Origin of the sequence: Streptomyces sp. NPDC002888 (genome assembly GCF_042888465.1) — a bacterium.
Taxonomy (GTDB): Bacteria; Actinomycetota; Actinomycetes; order Streptomycetales; family Streptomycetaceae; genus Streptomyces.
In genome coordinates, this window is the sequence record NZ_JBIAPU010000001.1 from 618,493 (window position 1) to 642,341 (window position 23,849).

At 70.7% G+C, this 23,849-nt stretch carries 16 protein-coding genes and 2 pseudogenes; 6 read left to right on the plus strand and 12 right to left on the minus strand.

Translation table 11 applies throughout. The features are described 5' to 3' along the window. Nucleotides 1-123 precede the first annotated feature (123 nt). From ACFYWX_RS02860 to ACFYWX_RS02870, 3 genes and pseudogenes are all read right to left on the minus strand, one after another. Nucleotides 124-1,354 (minus strand): annotated as a pseudogene (locus tag ACFYWX_RS02860) (xanthine dehydrogenase family protein molybdopterin-binding subunit); the annotation flags it as partial. After that, nucleotides 1,351-2,329: pseudogene (locus tag ACFYWX_RS02865) on the minus strand (FAD binding domain-containing protein). The pseudogenes ACFYWX_RS02860 and ACFYWX_RS02865, both read right to left, overlap by 4 nt. Nucleotides 2,330-2,341: 12 nt before the next feature. Next, nucleotides 2,342-2,992, minus strand: coding sequence for a 2Fe-2S iron-sulfur cluster-binding protein (locus ACFYWX_RS02870; RefSeq protein ID WP_389422136.1), 651 nt, complete (start codon nucleotides 2,990-2,992; stop codon nucleotides 2,342-2,344). Between the two features lie 440 nt (nucleotides 2,993-3,432). Between ACFYWX_RS02870 and ACFYWX_RS02875 the strand changes: the two genes are divergently transcribed. Next, entirely contained in the window at nucleotides 3,433-4,650 is a 1,218-nt protein-coding gene (locus ACFYWX_RS02875; RefSeq protein ID WP_389422137.1) for a GNAT family N-acetyltransferase, read from the plus strand. A gap of 102 nt (nucleotides 4,651-4,752) precedes the next feature. On the opposite strand, the gene ACFYWX_RS02880 is transcribed toward ACFYWX_RS02875, so the two are convergent. The 4 genes from ACFYWX_RS02880 to ACFYWX_RS02895 all read right to left on the minus strand — a co-directional run bounded on the left by ACFYWX_RS02880 (nucleotide 4,753) and on the right by ACFYWX_RS02895 (nucleotide 8,790). Further along, nucleotides 4,753-5,907: a glycosyltransferase family 4 protein gene (locus ACFYWX_RS02880; RefSeq protein WP_389422138.1), complete on the minus strand. Its 1,155-nt coding sequence runs from the start codon at nucleotides 5,905-5,907 to the stop codon at nucleotides 4,753-4,755. A 14-nt stretch (nucleotides 5,908-5,921) separates the two neighbouring features. After that, nucleotides 5,922-6,656: an FkbM family methyltransferase gene (locus tag ACFYWX_RS02885; RefSeq protein ID WP_389422139.1), complete on the minus strand. Its 735-nt coding sequence runs from the start codon at nucleotides 6,654-6,656 to the stop codon at nucleotides 5,922-5,924. A gap of 405 nt (nucleotides 6,657-7,061) precedes the next feature. Beyond that, the gene (locus tag ACFYWX_RS02890) at nucleotides 7,062-7,931 is read right to left on the minus strand and encodes a winged helix-turn-helix transcriptional regulator (RefSeq protein WP_389422140.1); all 870 of its coding nucleotides are present in this window, start codon (nucleotides 7,929-7,931) and stop codon (nucleotides 7,062-7,064) included. Between the two features lie 643 nt (nucleotides 7,932-8,574). Continuing rightward, entirely contained in the window at nucleotides 8,575-8,790 is a 216-nt protein-coding gene (locus ACFYWX_RS02895) for an MbtH family protein (RefSeq protein WP_389422174.1), read from the minus strand. A gap of 458 nt (nucleotides 8,791-9,248) precedes the next feature. Here ACFYWX_RS02895 and ACFYWX_RS02900 point away from each other — a divergent pair, with 458 nt between their 5' ends. Then, nucleotides 9,249-10,046 (plus strand): alpha/beta fold hydrolase, encoded by a 798-nt coding sequence (locus ACFYWX_RS02900; protein ID WP_389422141.1) that lies wholly within the window; start codon nucleotides 9,249-9,251, stop codon nucleotides 10,044-10,046. 32 nt (nucleotides 10,047-10,078) lie between these two features. After that, nucleotides 10,079-11,989: an ABC transporter ATP-binding protein gene (locus tag ACFYWX_RS02905; RefSeq protein WP_389422142.1), complete on the plus strand. Its 1,911-nt coding sequence runs from the start codon at nucleotides 10,079-10,081 to the stop codon at nucleotides 11,987-11,989. A gap of 154 nt (nucleotides 11,990-12,143) precedes the next feature. Here the strand turns inward: ACFYWX_RS02905 and ACFYWX_RS02910 are convergent, their stop codons facing one another. Then, nucleotides 12,144-13,619: an amino acid adenylation domain-containing protein gene (locus tag ACFYWX_RS02910; protein ID WP_389422143.1), complete on the minus strand. Its 1,476-nt coding sequence runs from the start codon at nucleotides 13,617-13,619 to the stop codon at nucleotides 12,144-12,146. A 290-nt stretch (nucleotides 13,620-13,909) separates the two neighbouring features. Between ACFYWX_RS02910 and sbnA the strand changes: the two genes are divergently transcribed. Continuing rightward, on the plus strand, nucleotides 13,910-14,893 hold the full coding sequence (gene sbnA, locus ACFYWX_RS02915; RefSeq protein ID WP_389422144.1) for a 2,3-diaminopropionate biosynthesis protein SbnA: 984 nt from the start codon (nucleotides 13,910-13,912) through the stop codon (nucleotides 14,891-14,893). Beyond that, a complete protein-coding gene (gene sbnB, locus ACFYWX_RS02920) occupies nucleotides 14,890-15,915 on the plus strand; it encodes a 2,3-diaminopropionate biosynthesis protein SbnB (RefSeq protein WP_389422145.1) in 1,026 nt (341 codons plus the stop codon). The genes sbnA and sbnB overlap by 4 nt, the downstream gene beginning before the upstream one ends. Nucleotides 15,916-16,023: 108 nt before the next feature. On the opposite strand, the gene ACFYWX_RS02925 is transcribed toward sbnB, so the two are convergent. From ACFYWX_RS02925 to ACFYWX_RS02940, 4 genes are all read right to left on the minus strand, one after another. After that, complete coding sequence (locus ACFYWX_RS02925; RefSeq protein ID WP_389422146.1) at nucleotides 16,024-18,456, minus strand: aminotransferase class I/II-fold pyridoxal phosphate-dependent enzyme; 2,433 nt, start codon at nucleotides 18,454-18,456, stop codon at nucleotides 16,024-16,026. Beyond that, the gene (hppD, locus tag ACFYWX_RS02930) at nucleotides 18,456-19,475 is read right to left on the minus strand and encodes a 4-hydroxyphenylpyruvate dioxygenase (protein ID WP_389422147.1); all 1,020 of its coding nucleotides are present in this window, start codon (nucleotides 19,473-19,475) and stop codon (nucleotides 18,456-18,458) included. Before hppD ends, ACFYWX_RS02925 begins: the two co-directional genes overlap by 1 nt. Nucleotides 19,476-19,631: 156 nt before the next feature. Further along, nucleotides 19,632-21,215: an MBL fold metallo-hydrolase gene (locus tag ACFYWX_RS02935; RefSeq protein ID WP_389422148.1), complete on the minus strand. Its 1,584-nt coding sequence runs from the start codon at nucleotides 21,213-21,215 to the stop codon at nucleotides 19,632-19,634. Nucleotides 21,216-21,604: 389 nt separating this feature from the next. Then, on the minus strand, nucleotides 21,605-22,465 hold the full coding sequence (locus ACFYWX_RS02940; RefSeq protein ID WP_389422149.1) for an ATP-binding cassette domain-containing protein: 861 nt from the start codon (nucleotides 22,463-22,465) through the stop codon (nucleotides 21,605-21,607). A gap of 343 nt (nucleotides 22,466-22,808) precedes the next feature. Here ACFYWX_RS02940 and ACFYWX_RS02945 point away from each other — a divergent pair, with 343 nt between their 5' ends. Beyond that, a complete protein-coding gene (locus tag ACFYWX_RS02945; RefSeq protein ID WP_389422150.1) occupies nucleotides 22,809-23,825 on the plus strand; it encodes a threonine/serine dehydratase in 1,017 nt (338 codons plus the stop codon). The last annotated feature ends 24 nt before the right edge of the window (nucleotides 23,826-23,849 follow it).

A 23,849-nucleotide genomic window follows, 5' to 3' on the forward strand; every position in this document is an offset into this window, starting at 1 on the left:
CCGCCATTGCCGGGCGCGTGCCGGTGGTGTCAGAGGCGATCGGCTGGGGAGGCACCGTCCTGGGAGGCGGCCCAGGAGGCAAGGAGGCGCAGGCCTTCTTCGGAGGGTGAGCCGGGTTCGGCTGGGGTTGCGTCGGTGCCAGCCGAACTCCCGGGCGCCGACGGTGTAGCACTCGCGCAGCCGACGGGTGGAGAACGGCAGGCCGTTCGACTCGTCCTCGTTCGGTTCGTTGCGCCGGCGCAGCTCGATCGGGTCGACGCCGAGCTTGTGCGACGAGTTCGTCCATGGCCGATTCGATGACGAAGGACGCCGTCTGGAAGCCCGGGCCCCGCATGTACAGCGGCGTGGGCAGATCCAGCGGCACCAGTCGGTACGCCTGGCTCACGTTGGGCATGCTGTAGAGCATCTGCCCGGCCGCCGGAATGGACTCGGTGAACTTCTCGTACGACGACGTTTCGGCGTCCAACTCGTGGACGGCGGCGGTCAGACGGCCTCGCCGATCGCTGCCCAGCCGCAGGCGGTACTCGTACGAGGGCCGGAAACCCGTCCCGAGGTACATCTGTTTGCGGCTCAGCACGAGCTTGACCGGACGCTTCGTCTCGCGGGCGGCCAGCGCGGCGACGACCACGTGCGGCCAGCAGCGCAGCGCCGTGCCGAAACCGCCTCCGACGAACGGCGAGATGACCCGCACCTCGTCCGTCTCCAGGCCGAACACCGCCGCGAGTTCGGTCTGTGTGCCCACCACCCACTGCGTCTTGTCCCACACGGTCAGCCGGTCGCCGTCCCAGCGGGCGATGGTGGCGTGCGGCTCCATCGGGTTGTGGTGGTTGCGCGCCGTGCGGTACGTCAAGTCCAGCCGTACCGCCGCATCGCGCAGGGCGGCCTCGGCATCACCGCGCGCGTAGCGGGTCGGCTCGTCCGGCTCGGCCTTGGTGAGGTCGGTCGAGGGCTGCTCGGCGTCTTATCCGACCTGCACCAGACTCGCGCCGTGCTGGGCGGCCTCCAGGGTGGTGGCCAGCACGACGGCGACCGGCTGGCCGTGGAAGAGCACCCGGTCGTCCTGGAAGACCCGCAGCCTCCGCCCGGCCGGGTTGTTCGACCCGGGGTTGTCGCGGTAGGGCAGCTTCGGCGCGTCACGGTGGCTGATCACGCGCAGCACACCCGGGTGGGATGCGGCGGCCCGGGTGTCGAGGGACGTGATTCGGCCGCGCCCGATGGCGGCGTCCACGATCACGGCGTGCACGGCCCCGTCGACGTCGTGCTCGGCGGCGTACAGCGCCTTCCCGGTGACCTTCAGCCGGCCGTCCACCCGGGACAGCGGCGCACCCACGGCTGCCTGCGGCTGTGGGCTCACTTGGTACCTCCTACGATGCGCAGCTGACGTTCGAGTCCGCTTCAGCAGCTCGACCTTGAAGCGGTTGTGCTCAAGGGGACGGGCTCCGTCAGCGGCTCGTGCCGCGGCGGCCGCCCACAAGGACTCCGAGGGACGCTCACCGACCAGATGCCGCTCGACGGCGGGCAGCTTCCATGGCACGGTGCCCACTCCCCCGGCGGCGACCTTCGCCTCCCGGATCACCCCGCCCCGGATGTGCAGCGCGACCGCCGCCGAGGTCAGGGCGAACTCGTAGGACTGCCGGTCGCGCACCTTCAGATAGCCCGAGTTGAACGGGCGCGGATACGCGGGGATCTCGACCGCCGTGATCAACTCACCCTGCCGGACAGCCTGTTCATGCTGAGGGGTGCTGCCCGGCCGCAGCAGGAAGTGGGCGAACGGGACGCCGCGCTCCCCGTCCGGGCCGAGGAGGTGCACGGTCGCCTCCAGGGCGGCGAAGGCAACGGCGACATCGGACGGGTGGGTGGCCACGCAGGCATCGGAGGTGCCGAGGATCGCGTGCGTACGGTTGAAGCCCTCCCGCGCGGCACAACCCGAGCCGGGCTCCCGCTTGTTGCAGTCGGCGGTCACGTCCCGGAAGTACGTGCACCGGGTGCGCTGCATGATGTTGCCGCCGATGGTGGCCATGTTGCGCAACTGGGCCGACGCGCTCAGCTCCAGCGCCTCGGAGATGACGGGATACAGCGTCCGCACCTTGGGATGGGCGGCGGCCTCGGCCATGGTCACCAGCGCGCCGACACGCAGCCCGCCACGCCCGGTGACGCCGACCCCGTCCAGCGGCACACCGGAGATGTCGACCACGGTCTCGGGGCGCTCGACCGTTTCCCGCATCAGGTCGACCAGCGTGGTACCCCCGGCGATGTAACGCCCGCCGCGGCGACCGGCGTTGAGTGCTTCCCGCGTGTCGGAGACGCGGGTGTAGGAGAAGGGATGCATGGTGGCCGCTCCTTACTTCCGGCCCGCGGTCTGCTCGACCGCGCGCACGATCTTGACGTAGCAGCCGCAGCGGCAGATGTTGCCGCTCATCCACTCCCGGATCTCCTCCGGCGAACCGGTGTGGCCCTCCTGGATGCAGCCGACGCCGGAGAGGATCTGGCCGGGGGTGCAGTAGCCGCACTGGAAGGCGTCCTGATCGATGAACGCCTGCTGCAGCGGGTGCAGTTGCTCGCCGTCGGCCAGGCCCTCGACGGTCGTGACCTCGGCGCCCTCCAGCCGGACGGCCAGCGTCAGACAGGAGTTGACCCGGCGGCCGTCGACCAACACGGTGCACGCACCGCAAGCGCCGGCATTGCAGCCCTTCTTGGAGCCGGTCAGGCCGAAGTGCTCGCGCAGCAGATCCAGCAGCGACGTGCGATTGTCCACCGTCACGGTGTGGCGGGTGCCGTTGACCGTCAGGGAGACACGGCTGGAAGGTGATGCCTCCGCGGCCGTCGCCTCCTCCGGGTCGGCGAGCAACGTCCCTCCGATCACCCCACCCGCGACGATGGCACCACCGACCGCGGTACTGGTGCCGATGAATGTGCGCCGGCTGGGCGCCGAGGAGCACTCGCCGGCCCCGGTGGGGGACGGGACTGCAGATTCCGGGAGGTCATGAGACATACGTACGCCTTCGCATCACAGACGGGTCAGTCGTACACAACATCGGGACAGCAGGCGGGATGCGCCGTCGCCGGAGAACAGTGCGGGAAGTCTGGCACGCAAGTAATTCCTGAGGCAGTGAGAGTTTTGTCCCCCCTTGGACATCAGAAGGTCAGCACCAGTCGGCCCCGTTTGACGGCTTCCATGCCCGGAACACAAGGAAAGCCCCCTGCGGGTGGGGGGCCTGCGTGAAGCGGGGTATGGAAACGAGGATGGCACCGGATGAGCGCGTTGTGAGGGGGAAGGGAATTTCCCCTGGATGGGATTTCCGAGGTGAGCGGCCATGCCGCGCCGGTAGTCCACCGAGGGGTAATCCGCTTGACCTGGCCGCGGGTCGACGCTGCACTGTGGCGGGACATCACGAGTCGTGGTGCCGGTATTTCGAGGAGGCAGCGGCAGCAATGGAGATACGTTCCACGACCGATGAGGACCTTGACGTCTTCGTCGACACAGTCCATGCCGCGTTCGGGCACTTCCCGGAAACCCCGATCGAAGGCGGCGGGCTCTGGTGGTCGGCGCTCGAAATGGACCGCTGCATGCTCGCCCTGACGGCGGACGGGCGGCCCGTCGGCACCGCCGCCACGCACTCCTTCGAGCTCACCCTGCCCGGTGAGACCCTCGTCCCGGCCCCTGGCGTGACCGCCGTCGGCGTCCTGCCCTCGCACCGGCGCCAGGGCGTGCTCAGCGCGATGATGCGGCATCAGCTCGCCGAGTTGCGGGCCGGCGGGGCGTTCCTCTCCGTGCTGCTGGCCTCCGAGGCCACGATCTACGGCAGGTTCGGCTACGGACCGGCGACCTATACGGCGCAGCTGACGGTGCCGCGCCACCGGGCCGCCCTCGCCCTCCGCCGGGCGCGCGGAACGGCCGACGCCCGGGCGGCCGGCTCGGTCGAGGTGCTGCGGCGTGCCGAGTGCGGCGAGATCCTGGAAGAGGTCTACGACCGGTATCGCCGCGCACAGCCCGGCGCGCTGTCCCGGCCGCACCGCTGGTGGGCCTTGCGTGCGGGACAGCCCCCGATCTCGCCGGCGCCGCGCTACGTCGCCGTTCACCGGGACACCGACGGCGTCCCGGACGGGTACGCCAGCTACTCGATCGAGTCCGGCACCTTGACGGTCGACGAGACCATAGCCACCGACGACGCCGTCTTCACGGCCCTGGCCCGGTTCGTACTCGGACACGACCTGGTCTCTCAGGTCGTGTTCAAGCACGTCCCGCCCGAGCACCCGCTGCGCTGGCAGCTTGCGGACTTCCGCGCCGGCGAGGTGAGCGGCGACATGGACTGGCTCTGGGTGCGGCTGCTGGACGTCCCGCGTGCGCTGACCGCGCGCGGCTGGTTCACGGACGGCGAGCTCGTCCTCGACGTCGACGACCCGTTCCTCGGCGAACACGGCCGCTACCTGCTGACCGTCCGGGACAGCAAGGCCGACTGCGTCCCGACGGACCGGGAACCCGACCTGTCCCTGGACATCAGCGACCTGGGCTCCATCTACCTCGGCGGCACCGCCCCGAGCACGCTCGTGCGGGCAGGACACATCCGGGCCCACCACCCGGGCGCGGCCGCCCTCGCCGACGCCCTCTTCCGCGCCGAGCGCTCCCCGCACTGCCTGCACTGGTTCTGACCGCGCGCTCGCCGACCCTGCACAAGTCTCGTCAGGCGCGGAACGACTAGAAGGGGCCCGCGGTTGTGCCGACCTCGGCCCCTTCTCCTCTCCTTGCTGAGGTCACTCCTGCCCGGGCGTGACGACCGGAACGCGTTCGGGGGTCAGCAGCTCCGTCAGATGGCGCGCCGACGCGTCCCAGGACCATGACTCCTCGACCCACCTGCGGCCCGCGGCACCCATCTCGGCGGCCCGGTCGGAGTCGGTCAGTATGCCGGTCAGCGCGCCGGCGACGGCCTCGGTGTCGGTGCCGTCCACGACCATGCCGGTCGTGCCGTCGACCACGGTGTCCGGGGCGCCGCCCGAGTCCCCGACGACCACGGTCAGTCCGCTCGCCGCCGCCTCCAGGAACACGATCCCGAGGCCCTCCGCCTCGAGTCCGGCCTTCCGGGTGCGGCAGGGCATGGCGAAGACATCCGCTGCCGCGTAGTACCGGGGCGTCTCGGTGTGGGCCAGGCCGCCCACGAAACGGACCGCGTCCGGGGCGTGTCGCCGAACCAGCTTGCGCAGCCGGGCCTCGGCAGGCCCCCGGCCGACCAGCAGAAGCACCGCGTCGGGCACCTCGCGCCGGATCAGCGGCATGGCTCGTATCAGCATGTCCTGACCCTTGCGCGGCACGAGGCGCGCGACGCACAGGATGACACGCTTGTCCTGCAGACCGAGCCTCGTGCGCAGCTCGTCACGGGCGGCGGGGTCGGGCCGGTACACCTGCGCGTCGACGGCGGGCACCAGCCGGGTCATCCGCGCCCGCGGGCCCAGGGCCGGTTCGATCCGGGCACGCGTGTACTGGCCGAGGTAGGTGACGACGTCCACGCCCTCGCCGATCCGGCGCATCATCCGGCGCGCACCCGGGATCCGGGCCCACCAGATCTCGTGGCCGTGGGTGGTCGCGACGATGCGTCGTATGCCGGCCTTGCGCAGGGTCGGTGCCATCAGTCCGAGCGGTGCCGCGGCCCCGAACCAGACCCGGTCGCAGCCATGGGCCCTGGCTATCTCGACCGCCCGTCTGGTGACGCGCCCGGTCGGCAGCAGCATGCGGCTGGTGTCCCGGACCACGGGGAACGGCAGGGTCGCGTCGTACGCGGCGTCACCCGGCTCGCGCGAGGTGTAGACGACGACGTCGTCGTTCGGCATGCGGGTGGCCAGGGCATGCACGAAGGTCTCGATCCCTCCTTGGCGGGGTGGGAAGTCGTTGGTGATGACGAGGGTGGAACCCATTGATGTCGGATCCTTCAGCCGGAGGTGTCGGCGCGAGCAGTGAACAGGTAGTTGCGACAGTCGTCCGTGACCTCCGTCACGCGGGCCCAACTGCCGTTCCGCCAGCGGTGCATGGCGTAGCCGAGGTCGTCCAGCCGGGCAACCAGGTCGGTCGACGTCATGTCGTACTTCGCGAGGTGGCGGTCCTCGATCTCCAGCAGCAGGGCGGGCCGGTGGTTCAGCAGCGTGCGCCGGGCTCCGCTGAGCACGGCCGCCTCGGCCCCTTCGACGTCGGCCTTGATGAAGTCGACCCGGTCGAGGCCCATGTGGTCGCACAGGCCGTCCACCGTCCGCACCGGAGTGGGCACCGGACGGGAGGTGGGGAACTCGACGTTGGGGCCGGGCCCCGAGGCGCCCTCGGTGAGGTAGGCGCGTCCGTGGACGGGCAGCAGACGGCGCCGGGGCAGGCTCATCGTCCCGTCGTGCGCGGAGTCGCCCAGGGCCATGCGGTGCACGGTGACGTTCCGGCAGCCGAGAGCGGCAGCCGTCGTCCTCAGCCAGCTCGCGGGGCCGGGCAGCGGTTCGACGCTGTGCACCTGCCCCGACGGCCCGGCCAGCACGGACAGGGGCCAGGTGTAGAGACCGTACTCGGCACCTATGTCGAGGCAGACAGCGCCGGGCCGCACCAGGCGTCGCAGGCCCGCGACTTCCTCCTCCACGAAGGACCAGCGCGAGGACGCATAGCGGAGTGCAAGTGCGACCGACGTCACACGTGCTCCCGCATAGGGACGGTCGGGCCCGAGGGTGGACGAAGAACGCGCGCTACGCGTCAACGTGCCACTCATCACATGTCTTTCGGTCACTTTGGTGTACGGAACCGGTAAACCGCCGGGTATGAGGCGCGACAAGACTTTCATACGTTTATCCTTTGGTCGGGGTTCCATCCACCTACAGGTGGAAATCAGTCCCTGAGGTCAGCCCTGAGATCCAGGGGGACCGGGCGACACCCCTGCACCGATCGGCCTGCTGGAGCGGAGGGCCGCGGACCAGGTTCACCTCGTTGACGACCCGCATAGTGCCACGGCCCGCCAGGACCGACAGGAACGGGGTGTCCGACAACGCCGACCTCGGCGACTCCCGGCCCCCGTTGTCCCGCCGATCCGTCACGGGTGCGTCTACGCACCCATGCCGACCTCCTGTTGCGGCGTCTGGGCCTCCCGGCTCATGGCGCGGACGTTCGCGTCCAGTTCCTGCGCGAACTCGCTCCAGGTCTCCGCGTACTGGCGCGCCAGGTCGACGACGAGGTCGCGGCAGTGCGTCGGCACGACGGCGGCCAGCTTGGCCCACCTCTGGTCGCCGAGCGCGTTCTGCTGGAGCAGGCGCAGCAGGCGGCGTCCGTCCTCCTTGTGCCGCAGGGAGGGGTCCCTGAGCAGTTTGTCCAGCAGTTCGACCGGGTCCGGCTGCACCAGGTGCACCTTGCGGATGGCCCGCTGGGCGGGAACGCGCCCGGGGGCGACCGACGGGCCGCCGTCGGCGCCAGGCGCGGCGACGGCTTGGCGGCGCTCGGCGACCGGGAGTTCGCCGGACTGCAGCCGCTTGCGCACGTCGCTCACCGTGGCGGGCGAGATCCCGGCGCGCCGCGCGACCTCGCGCAGCGAGGCCTCCGGGTTCTCGGCGATGAGCTCGGCAGCTCTTCGGCGGCCCTCGGCGCTGTTCAGCGGCCGCACCTTGCCGTCCCGCCCGATCCTGGCCATCGGCTGGTCCTGCGACGAGGCCGAGTTGCGCCGGATGGCGGCCACCGACTTCGTGCCGAGGCCCGAGGCCTTGGCGATGGCCCGGTCGGACATCTGCGGGTGAGCCTCGAGGATCCGCGCGGCCGCGGCCCGCCGGTCTTCCTGGGAGAGCGGAAGACCGTGCGTCACATTCGCCTCGACGGCCCGGAGGAATCCCTCCTCGGGGGTGCCGTCGAAGAATTCCGCCTCGATGGTGTCCTGCCCCCTGAGGCAGGCGGCCAGCAGGCGGTGCATTCCGTCGATCACGCGCATGGTGCGGCGGTCCACGAGAATGGGGGGAAGGTGCTCGTCGAGTTCCGCGAGCCGGGTGACGTGCTCCGTGTCCTGCCCGTCCAGACGGGGCGAATCCCCGGGAACGAGTGAGGCGATCGGAACCGAGATGACACCTCTCCCATGAATAGCCAAATTGCTGGTAAAGTGACCCAAACTGCTTATATCACTGTCGGCGCGACTCATTCTCTTCCCCCATTGGATGGACGGGTCAGCCCGCCAGACGTTGAACACGTCTGACCGAGGTCGGAAAGACCGCTGTTCGCAGGACAGCCACCACCGCGAGCCATCTCGGTTCGGGAGCTGGCCCTCCCTCAAGCCGGACAGCGCTGGACGACCGCCGCCGATGGCCTCGACAGCAATCCGGGTAAGCCGACGCTCTCCTGATCCCACAAGCGGAACTTCCAACACCCACACTTATAATCACTCTTCAGTCACAGCAGTGTCGAGACACCGTCAAGATCTGGCCAGTCGACGTCCGATTGGCGAACACGCTTTCTGCGGTGGGGTGTTCAGCTGCGGCGCCGCGTCGGTTGAACACCGCGCCGGCGCCGTCGGGCAACCGGTGCCCCGGCATGCCGATGCCGCCGACCACCACGGGGTGTCGGCGGCATCGGCATGTCGGCTAGTTCTGCGCCGCCATGGCCTCGATCAGGCTCTTGGGCCGCATGTCGGTCCACGACTTCTCGATGTAGTCGAGGCACTCCTGACGCCCCGCCTTACCGAAAACCGTGTTCCAGCCTTCGGGCACATCGACGAAAACGGGCCACAGCGAGTGCTGACCCTCGTCGTTGACCAGGACCAGGTACTCGGCATCGGCATCGTCGAACGGATTCGTCACCACGCCGTCCTTTCTGGGATACATGAGGTGGATCGCATCGATGGCGCGTTTTCGCCCGCGTGGTTCACCGGGACTCGCCCCACCGTCGGTGGCCGTCCGGCGCGGTGCCGGGCCCCGAGCGAGCCCACTATGTCCCCAAGCCGCGCCGACGCGTCAACCGGCGCCGCCGCCCTGGCCGGCCGACTGTTCAACTGGCCCTGCGCCCCAGTTGAATGGCCATACGGACGGTGGACTCGGCCGGGTCGGGCCGACCTTGATCGACACGTCGGTCCGGTGCCATCGTGGAATGCTGCCTCGCCGCCGCTTGGGGCCAGGCCCGTCCGCACCGGCACTCCGGACCCCTCAGTGCCAGGGTCGTCACCTCTCCTCCGGCGCGGACAGCCGGCACCGATCCCCTTGCCCGTTCGAATTCAGGAGGCCGTCATGCCCGTACCCGTCGCCGGCGAGAGAGCACCGTCATGCCCTTCGTGAGCACCAACGGAATCCGGCTCTCCTACCAGCGGTCCGGCCAGGGGGAACCGGTACTTCTCATCATGGGCTCGGGCGCCGCCGGCCGGGTCTGGACCATGCACCAGACCCCGGCCCTGAACAAGGCGGGCTACGAGACGATCGTCTTCGACAACCGGGGCATCGCCCCCTCCGACGCACCGCCCGGCGAGTACTCGCTCGCCGAGATGACCGCCGACACCCTCGGCCTGATCGAGGCGTTGGACATCGGGCCGTGCCGCATCGTCGGAACCTCGATGGGCGCCATGATCGCTCAGGAGGTCGCGCTCGCCCGGCCGGACCTGGTGCACTGCGCCGTCCTGATGGCCACCCGGGCCCGCTCGGACGCCGCCCGCCGGATGCTGCAGGCCGCGGAGCTCTCGCTGACCGAAAGCGGCATCACCCTGCCGCCCAAGTACGAGGCGGTACGCACGGTTCTGGAGATGCTCTCCCCCGCGACGCTCAACGACGACGCCGTCGCCGCCGGCTGGCTGGAGATCTTCGAACTGACAGCCGGTCAGAACGCCCCCGGCCAGCAGAGCGTGGACGCCGCCGGTGACCGCCGCGAGGCCCTGCGCCAGGTCGCCGTACCGTGCCGGGCGATCGCTTTCGCCGATGACCTCATCTGCCCGCCCCACCTGGTCGCCGAGGTCGCGGACGCCATTCCGGACTGCGACTACGTGGAGATTCCCCGGTGCGGCCATCTCGGGAACCTGGAGAACCCCGACGCGGTCAACACCGCGGTCATCGAGTTCCTTGAAAAGCACTGACGGCCCCTGACGAACACGGAGCTGATGCCAGCATGGCAAGGAGCAAGGACTCGCGGGCCGCGGCAGGGGACGACGAGCCGACGGACGGGCGGATAAGAAGGGGGACGGTCCGGCGGATCGTCCCGTACGCCATGGCGTACCGGTGGAGCGTGGCGCTGTTGCTGGCCAGTACGGTCGTCGACGCGGTGGCCACCGCCGCCGGCCCGCTGGTGCTGAAGATGATCATCGACGACGGCATCATGCCCGGCCGCACCGACCTCGTGGTGTGGCTGTGCCTGGCGGTCGCCGGCCTGGCCCTGGTCGAGGCCGGCTCGGTCTTCCTGGTGGCGTGGTTCTCCGCGCGGATCGGCGAGGGCGTCGTCTACGACCTGCGCAACAAGGTGTTCTCGCACGTCCAGGCGCAGTCGCTGGCCTTCTTCACCCGCACCCAGACCGGAGCGCTGGTCAGTCGGCTGAACACCGACGTGGTCGGGGCCCGGCAGGCGGTGACCAGCCTGTTGTCCGACTCGCTGTCCACCGTGCTGTCGCTGGGACTGGTGCTGGCCTCCATGTTCTACCTGTCCTGGCAGATCACCCTCGCGGCGCTGGTGACGGTCCCGTTCTTCATCCTGCCGGCACGATGGATCGCCGGGCGCCTGCAGCAACTCACCCGGCGGCGGATGGAGCTGGACGCCGACCTGAGCGCGCTGATGAGCGAGCGGTTCAACGTCTCGGGCGCGGTGCTCGCCAAGCTGTACGGCCGCGCGCAGGACGAGTCGAGCCTGTTCGCCGGCAAGGCGGCCCGGGTGCGGGACCTCGCCGTCTCGGTGGTCCTGCACGGCCGGATCCTCGGCGTCCTCACCATCGTGCTCACCGGGCTGACCAGCGCCCTCGTCTACGGGCTGGGCGGCGTTCTCACCATCGACGGCTCACTGGAGCTCGGCACCCTGGTGGCCATGGTGGCCCTGCTGCTGCGGCTCTACGGCCCGATCAACCAACTGGGCAGCCTGCAGGCGAGCGCCATGATGGCCCTGGTCAGCTTCGACCGGGTCTTCGAGATCCTGGACCTCAAGCCCAACATCGACGAGGCACCGACCGCGCGGGACCTCTCCGCGGTGCGCTCCGGCGGCGCTCCCCGGATCAGCTTCGAGAAGGTCTCGTTCCGCTACCCGAGCGCCGAGGAGAACTCACTGGCCTCGCTCGGGCACCCGGCCGCCCGGCGCACCGAGCCGGTCGAGGAGTTGTTGACCCTGCGGGATCTGAGCTTCGACGTCCCGGCCGGGAAGCTCACCGCCCTGGTCGGCCCGTCAGGCGCGGGGAAGACCACCATCACCCAGCTGGTGCCCCGGCTCTACGACCCCACCGAGGGCACCGTCCGGGTGGACGGCCACGACGTCCGGGAGCTGACGCTGCAGTCGCTGCGGGACACGATCGGCGTGGTCACCCAGGACGCCCACCTCTTCCACGACACCCTGCGGGCCAACCTGGAGTACGCCCGGCCGGGGGCCGCCGAGCAGGAGCTGATCGATGCCTTGAAGGCGGCGCTGATCTGGGACACCGTCCATGCCCTCCCGGAGGGTCTGGACACGGTCGTCGGTGACCGCGGGTACCGGCTCTCGGGCGGTGAGAAGCAGCGGATCGCGCTGGCCCGGCTGCTGCTCAAGGCACCGCCCGTAGTGATCCTGGACGAGGCCACCGCGCACCTCGACTCGGAGGCGGAGGCGGCGATCCAGCGGGCCCTCAAGACCGTGCTGGCCGGGCGCACTTCGCTGGTGATCGCCCACCGGCTCTCCACGATCCGTGAGGCCGATCAGATACTGGTCGTTGCGGCAGGGCGGGTCACCGAGCGCGGCACGCACGAGGAACTGCTGGCCGTCGGCGGCCTGTACGCCGACCTCTACCACACCCAGTTCGCGCAGCACGAGCCGCTGGAGGTGGCGGTGCCCGGCACGGATGCGCACTGAAGAGACGACGCAACGGCACATCGAAGGCGCCGCCCCTCGGCCTACCACCGGCGGGCGGCGCCTTCGGCATGCCCCGATACGACCACAGCGCCCCGGTCGGCCGGTTCCACGGAACCGGCCAACTGAGGCGCTGCGCTGGTTGAACAGGACACCGCTAGCGACCGCCGACGGCGAAGTCGTGCACGACGACCGCGACCGCGCCGACCGCGGGGTGACGCTGCAGGACCGCCTCGATCTCGCCGAGCTCCATCCGGACGCCCGCGAGCTTGACCTGGCGGTCGACCCGGCCGAGGTACTGCAACGCCCCCTGCGGAAGGACCTTCACGGCGTCACCGGTGCGGTAGAGCCGCCCGGTGGGCGTGTCCCGGAACGGGTCGCGGAAGAACGCGTCCCGGGTCTTGTCGTGGTCGCTGACGTACCCGCGCCCCACGCCGACCCCGCCGACGAACAACTCCCCGGTCTCGCCCGGCTCACAGGCCTGCCAGCCGTCCTCCTCGCTGCGCAGCACGTAGAGCTGGGTGTTCACCACCGGCGTGCCGATCGGCAGGCGCAGCAGGCCGAGGTCGGCGGGGAGCACGGTGTGGTGGGTGACGTCGTCGGAGCACTCGGTCGGGCCGTAGGCGTTCACCAGTCCGGCCTGGGGCATCTCCTCAAGCCATCGGCGGGCCACCTCGGTGGGCAGCTCCTCGCCGGTGGCGAGCATCCAGCGCAGCCCGGCCAGCTGCCCGGCCTCCGGGGCGGCGGCCAGGTCGTCCAGCAGCAGGCGGACCATGGTGGGGACCAACTCCACGACGGTGACGCGGTGTTCGTCGACGAGGCGGGCGAAGGCCACCGAATCGTGGGCGGTCGCGTCGGCGACCACGCTGACCTCGCCGCCGACCAGGAGCGGGCAGAGCATCTGCCAGATCGAGATGTCGAAGCCGAGCGGGGCCGTCTGCGCGACCACGTCGTTCCCGGTCAACCCGAGGTCGACGACCTTGGCGAAGAGATGGTTGAGCATGCCCTGGTGCTCCACCACGGCCCCCTTGGGCCGGCCCGTGGAGCCGGAGGTGAACAACACGTACCGGGGCTGGTCCTGGCTCTCCAGCCGGGCCGGGCCCTGCCAGGGCTCGTGGCCGGCGGCCTCGGCGGCGCGGACGACCGGGACACCGGCCTGCGCGGCGCCCTCGGCGAGCGAGGGTGAGACGGCGTCCGGGTCGGTGTTGAGGAGCAGGACGGCCCCGGCCGTGTCGAGGACGTCCGCGACCCGGCGGGCGGGCCAGTTGCCGTCGGCAGGCAGGTAGAGCGCACCGAGCAGCTCGGTGGCCAGGAAGGCGGCGACGACCGTGGTGCCGCGCTCACCGCCGACCGCGACGACCGTGCCCGGGCCGACCCCCGAACGCTCCATCAGGGCCGCCAGCCGGCGTGCCTCCTGGGCCAGTTCGGCGTAGTCGAGGCGGCCGCGGGCGTCCCGGACGGCCGGCCGGTCCCGCTCCCGGGCGAAGCGCTCCACATGGGTGATCACGGCGTCCGCGAGGTCGACTTGGTGGTCGCGGGAGAGCGCCAGTTCCCGGGCACGCCGCAACTCCTCGGGCGCGATGGCCAGTTCGGGGAGTCCGGCAGGGCCGAGCAGGCATTCCTCGATCGTCACGAATCCGCTCCTTGTGATCGGCGGCAATTATCCGCTATCAGCTGTCCAGGGAATATCCGGATCTTGCCGGGCCACTTCCCGTGAAGTACGGTAATCGATGCCGGGGGCGATCGGATACCGAATTCGCCCGCTCACCGGGGCAATGAGAATTCGGGCTCAGGCCAGGGGATCTGAGCACCGAGATGGTCAACTCATCTTTCTTCGACTCATCTTTCTTCACTGCAGGCTTTCGGTCGCGCCTTGACCGCTTTCCCCCTATCCATTTCCGTCCTGCCGAGGTGTCCGGCGCCATGCCCATTATCAGTTCCCCGCACGAATTCAATGTCGAGGATCTCTACCTGGATCTGCGCCGGGTGAACGGAACGCCGTTGTACCTGAAGTGCGAAGGTTTCAACTTCGCCGGGTCCATCAAACTGAAGGCCGCCGTCGCCATGGTGGAAGCCGCGGAGCGGGACGGCCTCATCGGACCCGACTCGGTCCTGGTGGAGTCCTCCTCGGGAAACCTCGGCATCGCCCTGGCCATCATCGCGGCCGACCGGGGTTACCGCTTCGTCTGTGTGACCGACCCCCGGTGCAATTCCACGACCCAGATGCTGATGCGCTCCCTGGGCGCGGACGTCCGGGTGATCACCACACAGGACGCCAATCTGGGCTATCTGCACAGCCGCATCCAGTACGTCCGCGACCTGTGCGCCAGCAGCGACCGCTACGTGTGGCTCAATCAGTACGCCAACCCCAACAACTGGCGGGCGCACTACGAGCACACGGCGCCGGCCATCGCGGCCGAGTTCCCGGACCTGGAGGTGCTGTTCGTCGGCGCCGGCACCACCGGCACCCTGATGGGGTGCGCGCGCTACTTCAGGCAGCACCGCGCGGACGTCACCGTCGTGGCCGTCGACGCCGTCGGCTCGGTCACCTTCGGCGGTGTCCCGGAGCGCCGGGTGGTCCCGGGCCTGGGCACCAGCACCCGCCCGGAACTGGTCGACGAGTCGTGCATCCACGACGTCGTGCACGTCTCCGAGCCCGACACCATCCGCACCTGCCGCGAGATGGCGGCTCGGGGCTTCGTGCTCGGCGGGTCGACCGGGACCGTGGTGAGCGGCGCCGCTCGCTGGCTGGCCGAGAAGTATCCGGGCGAGGACCCGGTGGCCGTCGCGATCTCCCCCGACCTCGGCGAGCGCTATCTGAACTCCATCTACGACGACCTCTGGCTGCGCGAACACTTCGGCCAGGGCGACCTGTTAACCGATCCGCACTGGAGCCCGCACCCATGACCCATTCCCCCTCCTTCTCCGTCATCTCCGGCGCGCAGGTCGTCGATGTCCTGCGCGGCCGTGAGAAGCAGGTCACCGCGCTCGTCGAGAAGGCGTACCGCCTGCACGGCCAGGGCCGCACGGTGAACCCCGACTCGTACTTCCTGCGCTTCCCCGAGCGGCCGTCCTCCCGGATCATCGCGCTGCCCGCCTCGGTCGGCGGCGACGTGGACGTGCACGGCATCAAGTGGATCTCGTCGTTCCCGGAGAACGTCAGTGCCGGCATTCCGCGCGCCTCCGCCGTGGTCGTCCTCAACGACACCGCGACCGGCTATCCGCTGGCCTGCCTGGAGAGTTCCGTCATCAGCGCCTCGCGCACCGCCGCCTCGGCGGCCCTGGCGGCGGTCTCGCTCGCCGACCGGCGGGGTGTGGCACCGCGCCGGGTCGGCTTCATCGGGGTCGGGCTGATCGCCCGTTACCTGCACACCTACCTCGTGGCCGGCGGCCTCGCCTTCGACGAGGTCGGCGTCTTCGACCTGTCCCGGGACAACGCGGAGGGCTTCGAGGGGTATCTGAGCCGCGCCGGGGCCGGGCCGGTCACGATCCACGACAGCGCCGAGTCACTCATCGCCGGGTCGGACCTCGTCGTACTGGCCACGGTGGCGGGCGAGCCGCACATCCTCGACCCCGCGCTGTTCTCCCACAACCCGCTCGTCCTGCACGTCTCGCTGCGCGACCTCTCCCCCGAGATCATCCTGTCCTCGTACAACATCGTCGACGACATCGACCACTGCCTGAAGGCGAACACCTCTCCTCACCTGGCCGAACAGCGCACCGGCAACCGGGACTTCGTCGACGGCACCCTCTACGACCTGCTGGAGGGCCGGACCACTCCCCCGGCGGACCGGCCGGTCGTGTTCTCGCCGTTCGGTCTGGGCGTGCTGGACCTGGCGGTGGCCAAGTTCGTCTACGACGAGGTCAGCGCGGCCGGGAGCCTGCTGACCGTCCCCGACTTCTTCCACGAGATGAAGCGCTACGGCTGAGACCGGTCACGGCACAGCGCATGAGGAAGGGCCCGCCTCCCCGGCGGGCCCTTCCTCATGTGTGCGGCGGTGTACGGCGTTCGATCAGGCCGGTCAGGTCAGGTCGGGTCAGGGCCTGGCGTCGGCCGCGAAGCGGATGAAGTCGGCCAGCCGCCCGACGCCCTCGGCGATCTGCGGCTGCGTCAAATAGCTGACCGAGAGCCGCAGACTGCGCTCGCCGCCGCCCTGCGGGAAGAAGTACGACATCGGTGTCCAGATGACCCCGAACTTCTCCGCGGCGAGCTCCAGGGCCGCGCTGCCCGCGGTGAACGGCACATCGACGGCCAGGAAGAAGCCCCCGGTCGGCGTGTTCCACCGGACGCCGAGCGCCGCTCGCTCCGGCTCGGGGAAGCACCGGTCGAGCTCGCGGAGGGTGGCCCGCATGGCGTCCCCGTAGTAGCTGGCCGTCCCGGCGTTGAACTCCGCGGTCCGCCCGCCGACGGCGAGCAGCATCCCGGCCACCACCGCCTGGCTGACCGGCGAGGTGTTCACCGTCACCATGCTCTTGATCCGGGTGAGCTCGTCCGCCAGCAGGCCGGTGGCGCCGTCCGCGCCGACGACCACCTGGTCGGCGACCGCGAAGCCCACCCGGGCGCCCGGGAAGAGCGTCTTGGAGAGCGAGCCCAGGTGGACGACGCGGCGTGAGCGGTCGAGCGACTTCAGGGTCGGCAGTTGCCGGCCCGGGCTGACCATCCGGTACGGGCTGTCCTCCAGGATCAGGATGTCGTGGCGCTCCGCGAGCTCGAGCAGTTGCCGGCGCTGTGCGAGCGGCATCGTCGTCCCGGACGGGTTGGAGTGGTCCGGCACGACGTAGAACGCCCGGGGGCGTCGGCCGCGCGCCCGCTCGGCGAGGATCGCCGTCTCCAGGTCGGCGCAGCGGAACCCGCCCGGTGCCTCCGGGACAGCGGTCGGCGCGATGTCGAACAGCCGCGCCGCGCCGGTGATGCCCACGTAGCAGGGGCTGGAGACGAGGAGCACGTCCGCAGGACCGGAGATCAGTGCCCGGAGGACGATGAGCATCGCCTCCTGGGCTCCGACCGTCACCACGATGGACTCGGCGGGCACGTCGATGCCCTCGTCCGCCCGCAGTGTGTCGGCGATCAGCTCGCGGATCTGGCCGGCTGTCGGGCCGTACTGGAAGAGCGCCGAGCGGATGTCCTCGGGCGAGGCGCCGCCCTCGGCCAGGTGGTCCAGATAGCGGCGCAGGTACGTGAAGATCTGCTCGGTCTCGAAGAAGCCGGCGTACGGGCGGCCCGGTGCGAAGGAGATCGCTTCGGGATAGCGCTGGGTGACCTCGTTGAGGAAGTTCATGGTGTCGAGCACCGGGTCGGTGACGCTGCCGTGCAGTTCGTCCCGGCGCAGGTCGCCGGCCGGCCGGTCGTGCTGGGCGGGGCCGGGGCGGCGGAGCGTCGCCGGCCGGCCCGGCGGGTCCGCTCCGGCCACCAGCTCCGGGCCGGCCGCGGCGACGGAGGCGGTGCCGGTGAGCGTCATCGCCTCGGTCAGCTCCTCGGCGACGAGGCCGAGGAGGTGCTCGACGCCCTGTGCGCCGTTCACGGCCAGGCCGTGCAGCACCGGCCGCCCGAGCAGGACGGCGTCGGCGCCCAGGGCCAGCGCCGCGAGGACGTCCGCGCCGCGCCGCACCCCGCCGTCGAGGAGCAGGGGGCGGGCGCCCGCGACCGTCTGCGCGATCTCCGGCAGCACCTCCAGGGTGGCCGGGGCGCCGTCCAGTTGGCGGCCGCCGTGGTTGGACACCACGATGCCGTCCACCCCGGCGGCGAGCGCCAGGCTGGCGTCCTCGGCGGTCAGGACGCCCTTCACCAGCACCGGCAGTGAGCTGACGGACCGCAGCCACTCGACCGTCGACCAGTCCAGGGTGGGGTCGAACTCGGTGCGGGCGTGCCCGCCGGGCGAGGCGAAGTCCCCGCCGTGCAGGTTGGCCGGTACGACGCCGTCCGGCAGCCGGAAGTCATTGCGCAGGTCGCGCAGTCGGCGGCCGAGGTGCGGGGCGTCCACGGTGAGCACCAGCGCCTCGAATCCGGCCCGCTCGGCGCGCTGGAGAAGATCGCGCGTGGTGGAGCGGTCGCGGAAGCAGTACACCTGGAGCCAGAGGGGCGCGGCGGCGGCCTCCGCGATGGACTCGAAGGTGTGGCTCGCGAAGGTGCTGACGACCAGCGGGACGCCGAGCCGGCCGGCCCCGCGGGCGGTGGCGATCTCGCCGTCCGGGTGGGCCAGCGTGTGGTAGGCCATGGGTGCGATGCCGAGCGGCAGGGACCAGGTCCGGCCGAGGATCCGGGTGGCGGTGGCGGGCGGGCCACCGCCGGTCAGCACCCTGGGGCGCAGCCGGAGGCGGTCGAACACCGCCAGGTTGGCGGCGAGGGTGCGCTCCTCGCCCGCGCCGCCCGCGAGGAAGTCCCAGACGCCGGGCTCCAGCCGGGGGCGGGCCAGGACCTCGTACTCGGCGAGGGTCAGCGGGCGTGCCGTCATGGCGTCGGCGCTGTCCATCAGGAGGTCAGCCGGTCCCGCTCGACGGCCTCGTACAGGGCACGGATGTTGGCGCTGCCGAAGCCCCGGGAGCCCTGGCGCTGGATGAGCTCGAAGAAGAGGGTGTTGCGCTCGTAGGGCGAGCGGGTGAACAGCTGCAGCAGGTGGCCCCACTCGTCCCGGTCGGCCAGCACCTGCGCCTTGCGCAGCTCGGCTATCCGGTCGGTGTCCCCGTCGAAGCGCTCGACGAGCAGGTCGTAGTACGTGTCGGGGGTGGTGAGGAAATTGACGCCGAGGTCCCGGGCCTCGCCGACCGCCGCGATGATGTCGTCGACGAGGAAGGCGAGGTGCTGCACGCCCGGGCCGCTGTTGCGCTCCATGAAGGTGTCGAGCTGGCCGGGCTCCTTGGCCGGGTCCGGCGCGACGAGGGTGAAGGTGGCACGGCCGGAGGCGCTGCGCACCACGACGGAGTCCATCGCCTGCCCGCCGACGGCGACGTACTCGGAGGAATACCGGGAGAAGCCGAACGCGTCCCGGTAGTAGTCGGCGTACCAGTCGAGGGTGCCGCCCGCGAGGCAGACCGCGACGTGGTCGAGCAGGCGGATCCGGGCGGGCGTGGCGGTCGGCGTGGGCGGGCAGGGTGTCCACCTGCGGCCGTCGGCGAGGGGTTCGCCGGGACGGGCGGCGGCCGGGAGCAGGGTGTGGGCGACGCCGCCGAAGCCCGAGACCACGGTGGTGCCGCGGGCCGAGTCCAGCCGCGCGGCGCCGGCCGCCACCGCCCGCTCGCCGGCTGCCACCGGGTCGTCGCAGCTGAAGGCGAGATCGGCGATGCCCTCGCCGTGGCTGTCGAGGAAGCGCCAGGTGCCGCGGCCCGAGGTGACCACCAGGTTCACGTCGCCCTGGCGCAGCAGCACGGAGCTGCGGTCGGTCTCCACCGCGTCGGCGACCTTGCTGAAGCCCAGGCCCGAGACGAAGTAGTCGACGGCGGAGACTTTGTCCGAGGTGAACAGTTCGGCGTAGACGATGTCCTGCACGTCCATGGTGCTACCTACCTCCTGAACGGCCTGACGGCCGATGGCGTTTCGTGGGTGACGTGGCTTCGGGGATCCGTCAGACGGACGGGGCGGGACCCCAGGTCTTCGCAGGTCACGAAGGCCCGGCGTCCCGCCCCGACGGGCCCTGCCGACACCGGGTGGTTACCAGCGCCACTCCTGCTGCTTGAAGAGGTGGCCGGCCGTGATGTTGCGGTCCTTGCACCAGGCGAGGAACTCGTCGATCTGCTTGAGCTGGTAGGTGTCCGGGGTGTAGGTGGTGGCCATCACGTGGCCGAGCCAGTCCTCCTCGCCCATGGCGTAGATGTACGCCTCGTGGGCGCCGAGCTCGGTCATGATGGCCGCGGCCTGCTCGGCGTTGGAGCCGGAGAGCTTGCGCGAGTTGCTCATCTTCTTCGAGATGGGGACGGTCAGCAGCGCCTGGTAGAGCCAGGTCAGCGGCGCCCCGTCGCACTCCATGCCGAGGAAGGCGATGTCGGCGGTGCCCAGGTGGTCCTTGATGTAGCGGTAGAGCGAGGGCTCGATGCCGGAGGAGTCGGCGCCGATGAAGACCTTCTTGCCGGCCAGCTCGGCCCAGTAGGTGGACTTGGCGCGGATGTCCAGGTCGCAGTGCTCGCCGAGGAACGGCGTCGCCGTGATCTTGCCGCCGGGGAACTCGACCTCGTCGAAGTCGTCGACCTCGATGACGTTGAAGCCCTGGTGACGAAGCATCAGCGCCATGGACGGGTCGGCGAGGTTGCCGCGCGAGGAGCGGGGGACGACGATCGCGCCGAGGCGGCCGCGCAGCTGGAGCAGGGTCTCCAGGACGATGTGGTCCTGGTGGCCGTGGGTGATCAGCACCAGGTCGATGTAGTCCGGCAGGTCGTCCAGCGTGTAGCGGTCGCCGGCGGTGCTGTCGGCGCTGATGAACGGGTCGGTGACGATCGCCGCCTCGGGCGTCTGCAGGACCAGGCAGGCGTGCCCGAAGTAGCGGATCCGGCCGCCGCTGTCGATGTGGCGGTCCTCGGCCAGGCTGGGACGGTCCGTCAGCAGCTTGGAGAGCTGGCCGGTCTGGGCGTCGTCCAGGCCCAGCGCCTCGCGCAGGTGGGCGAGGGTGGCACCGTGCACGCGGGCCTTGAACAGCTCGGCGAGGCCCTCGTGACGGAACGGGATGTCCAGCTCCAGGACGTCCGGCGAGGGCAGGCGCGGGGTGCTCAGGATGAACGGGCGCTCGATCCCGGTCTCCAGGGAGAGCTGCACCGACTGGCGGGACTCGTCGTAGACCTTGCTCTTGAAGACCAGCGGCTCCATGAACCGCATCTGCGCCTGGTTGTCGGTGTCGTAGGCGAGCTCGATGAGACCGCCCAGCTCCTCGGGCATCTTCGGGTAGAGCGGGGTCAGGTCGAAGCCGGTCGCGTTCGCCCGCAGGATCTCCTGGCCGGCGGCGATCGCCTCGGCGAAGCGCAGCATGTCGGCGCGGTCGCGCTTGATCGCGGCGACCAGGTCACGGACCTCGTCGGCGCGCGACTCCGGGATGTTGACGAAGTAACCACCGCGCAGCTCCGGGTTGTGGCTCGCCGCGACGTGTACCTGTGGGGACTGCAGGTAGGACTCCAGCAGCGGCAGCTGCAGGAACGCGAGGTTCATCGCCGCCTGCACCGGCGCGATGGTGTACGGCCAGGCGAAGAACCTGTCCACCAGCGGCTCGATGATGGCCTTCGACCGCAGGAAGAGCTTCTTGTCGGACATCTGCACCCCTCTCTCCAGAAAAAAATCAAAAAGAATTGACAAGCGACCGGGAAGCCGTCGCGAAATTCCGAGCGTCCAGTCGCACGTCGGTGGAATGACGACCAGAGAGAGTCAGCTCGGGGCCAGGGCCCGGAAAGCCGACGAAACCACATCCGCCTCGCCATACAAGGATTACCGCGCGCAGCGCGATCTCCGGAATCAGGATGGCCCGGGGCGGCACAGTGGATCAATACTCGGCCGCCGCGCACGGTCCTTGAACAGAGAGTCGGGCGGCGGGCCCGAGGATGCGCAGGACGCCCCCTGTGCAACTGCGTCGGCGCGCCGGTTGAACGGCAGGCCGTCGGGTGAGCAGTTGGGGGACGGTGTGGGGACGGATTGTCGGGCGCCACTCAGCGCCCGGGGATGTCCGGGGCGAGCTCGTGCAGCGGTACGACGTTCAGGAAGGCGACGTCGCCGATGCCCTCGGCGGTCAGGCCCGTCACCGTCAGCGACTGGTCGTCGTTGAACACCACCTGGGCGCCCTTGTCGGCCAGCAGCTCGGCCAGCACCGCGATGTCGGGGGTGCGCACCTGCACCCGCGGCCCGCCGTCGCGGTCGAGGAGCGGCGCTGCCCGCTGCCCCTCGACCCTGCGGCCGCCCGCGACGACCACCAGGTCCTCGGCCAGGCCGCCGAGTCCGATCGAGGGCTGTCCGGATACGAGCACCGTGCGGCCCTCGCCGGCCAGCCGCTGGAAGAGGTCGCGCGCCCAGACCAGCCCGCGGTGGTCCAGCCCGTTGAGCGGCTCGTCGAGGACCAGGACCGGCGGGTCGGCGAACAACGCGTAGGCGACACCGAGGCGTTGACGCATCCCCAAGGAGAAGGTACCGACCCGGCGCTGCTCCGCCTCGGTCAGCCCGACCTGCTCCAGCACCTGGTCCACCCGGCCGCGCGGGAGCCTGTACCGCCGGGCCAGCCCGACGAGGCACTCCCGGGCGGTGTTGCCGACATGGCGGCAGTACACGCCGTGGGTGTCCAGCAGCGCACCGACCTCGTGGGGCTCCGGCGGGTGGTCGCGGAACTCGCGGCCGCCGATCGTGGCGCTGCCGGCGGTCGGACTGCTCAGGCCCAGCAGCAGCCGCAGCGTCGTGCTCTTGCCCGCGCCTTCCGGCCCGAGCAGCCCGGTGACGCGTCCGGCCTCGGCCGTGAAGCTCAGGTCGTCCACGACCGTGGCCTCGCCGTAGCGTTTCGTCAGTTCTCTGATCTCGATCATGATCACCATGGTGGAGTGGGCCGGGCCCGCACCGCGTCGGACCTTCGGCAGCAACAACGGCGGAACCTGTCACCCCTGGACTGACAACTGCGGCCCGACGCCGCCCGCGAGCGGATCTGATACCGCGCGCCACGACCGGCTGTCCCCAGTCGTCATCGCGCCCACGGAGAAAGCCAAGTCTTTCGGACGAAGATCCCTCCCTGCAAGGATTGCGGCCGCTTCCGCACATTCCGCAGACAGCTCCTTGAGGAGGGCCCGATGGGCATTGCAGCGGCGTGCACGAAAAACCTCGATCCGGCCGGCCGAAATGAAGTCGGCGACCCCGACGGAAAGGCTGCAAGGCATGTCTGACATCACGCCCGGAAAACATCCCGCGCTGATGGCCGGAGCACCGCTCGACCACAGCGGCGTCGCACGCGCCGAACGTGAACTCGCCGGCCGGGTCTGGCGCACGCCGGTGGTGCGCTGCGCCCCGCTGGATGCCATCGCCGGCGCCCGCCTGTGGCTGAAGGCCGAGAACCTCCAGCACGGCGGGTCGTTCAAGGCCCGCGGCGCCCTGCTGGCCGTGGACGAACTCGCCCGGGCCGGCAGCCGCGGCGTGATCGCCCAGAGCACGGGCAACCACGCGATCGCGGTCGCGATCGCCGCCCGTGAACACCGGCTCCCCGCCACGCTCGTGCTGCCCGCAGACGCGCCGCCGGCCAAGGTCCGCCGGATCCGGGACACCGGTGCCGAGGTGGTCACCGCCGGCACCCTGCTGGCCGAACGCATCGCCGTCGTCGATGAGTTGCAGCAGAGGTACGGCTACGACGCCGTCGACCCCTACCAGAATCCGCGGGTGGTCCTCGGCCAGGCCACCGCCACCGCGGAACTGCTCGGCCAGGTCGCCGCCGAGGGCGTACGGCTGGACGCCGTGGTCGTCCCGATCGGCGGCGGCAGTGCCGTCGCGGGCGCCTGCCTGGCCGCCGAGGGGTCCGGTACGGCGGTGGTCGGCGCGGAACCCGAGTCGGTACCGGCGTTGACCGCCGCACTGGAGGCCGGCCGGCCGGTGACGGTCCCGGCCCGGTACACCGTCGCCGACGGGCTGCGCCCCGACCGGATCGGCGCGCTGCCCTTCGAACTCGCCGAACGCGCGGTCACCTCGGTGGTCACCGTCCCGGAGCCGGCCATCGGCGAGGCCCTGGTGGCCGCGTTCCTGCACGCCCGGCTGGTGGTGGAACCGGCAGCGGCCACCGCGCTCGCCGCCGGGCTGGCCCACGCCGCCGAGTACGGCTCGGACGTGGGCATCCTGCTCAGCGGCGGCAATGTCGAACCGAGTCTGGTCACTTCGTTGCTCGCCGGGCGCAGCGGCCTCGACTGAGGACGCTGCGTCCCGGCACCCGTC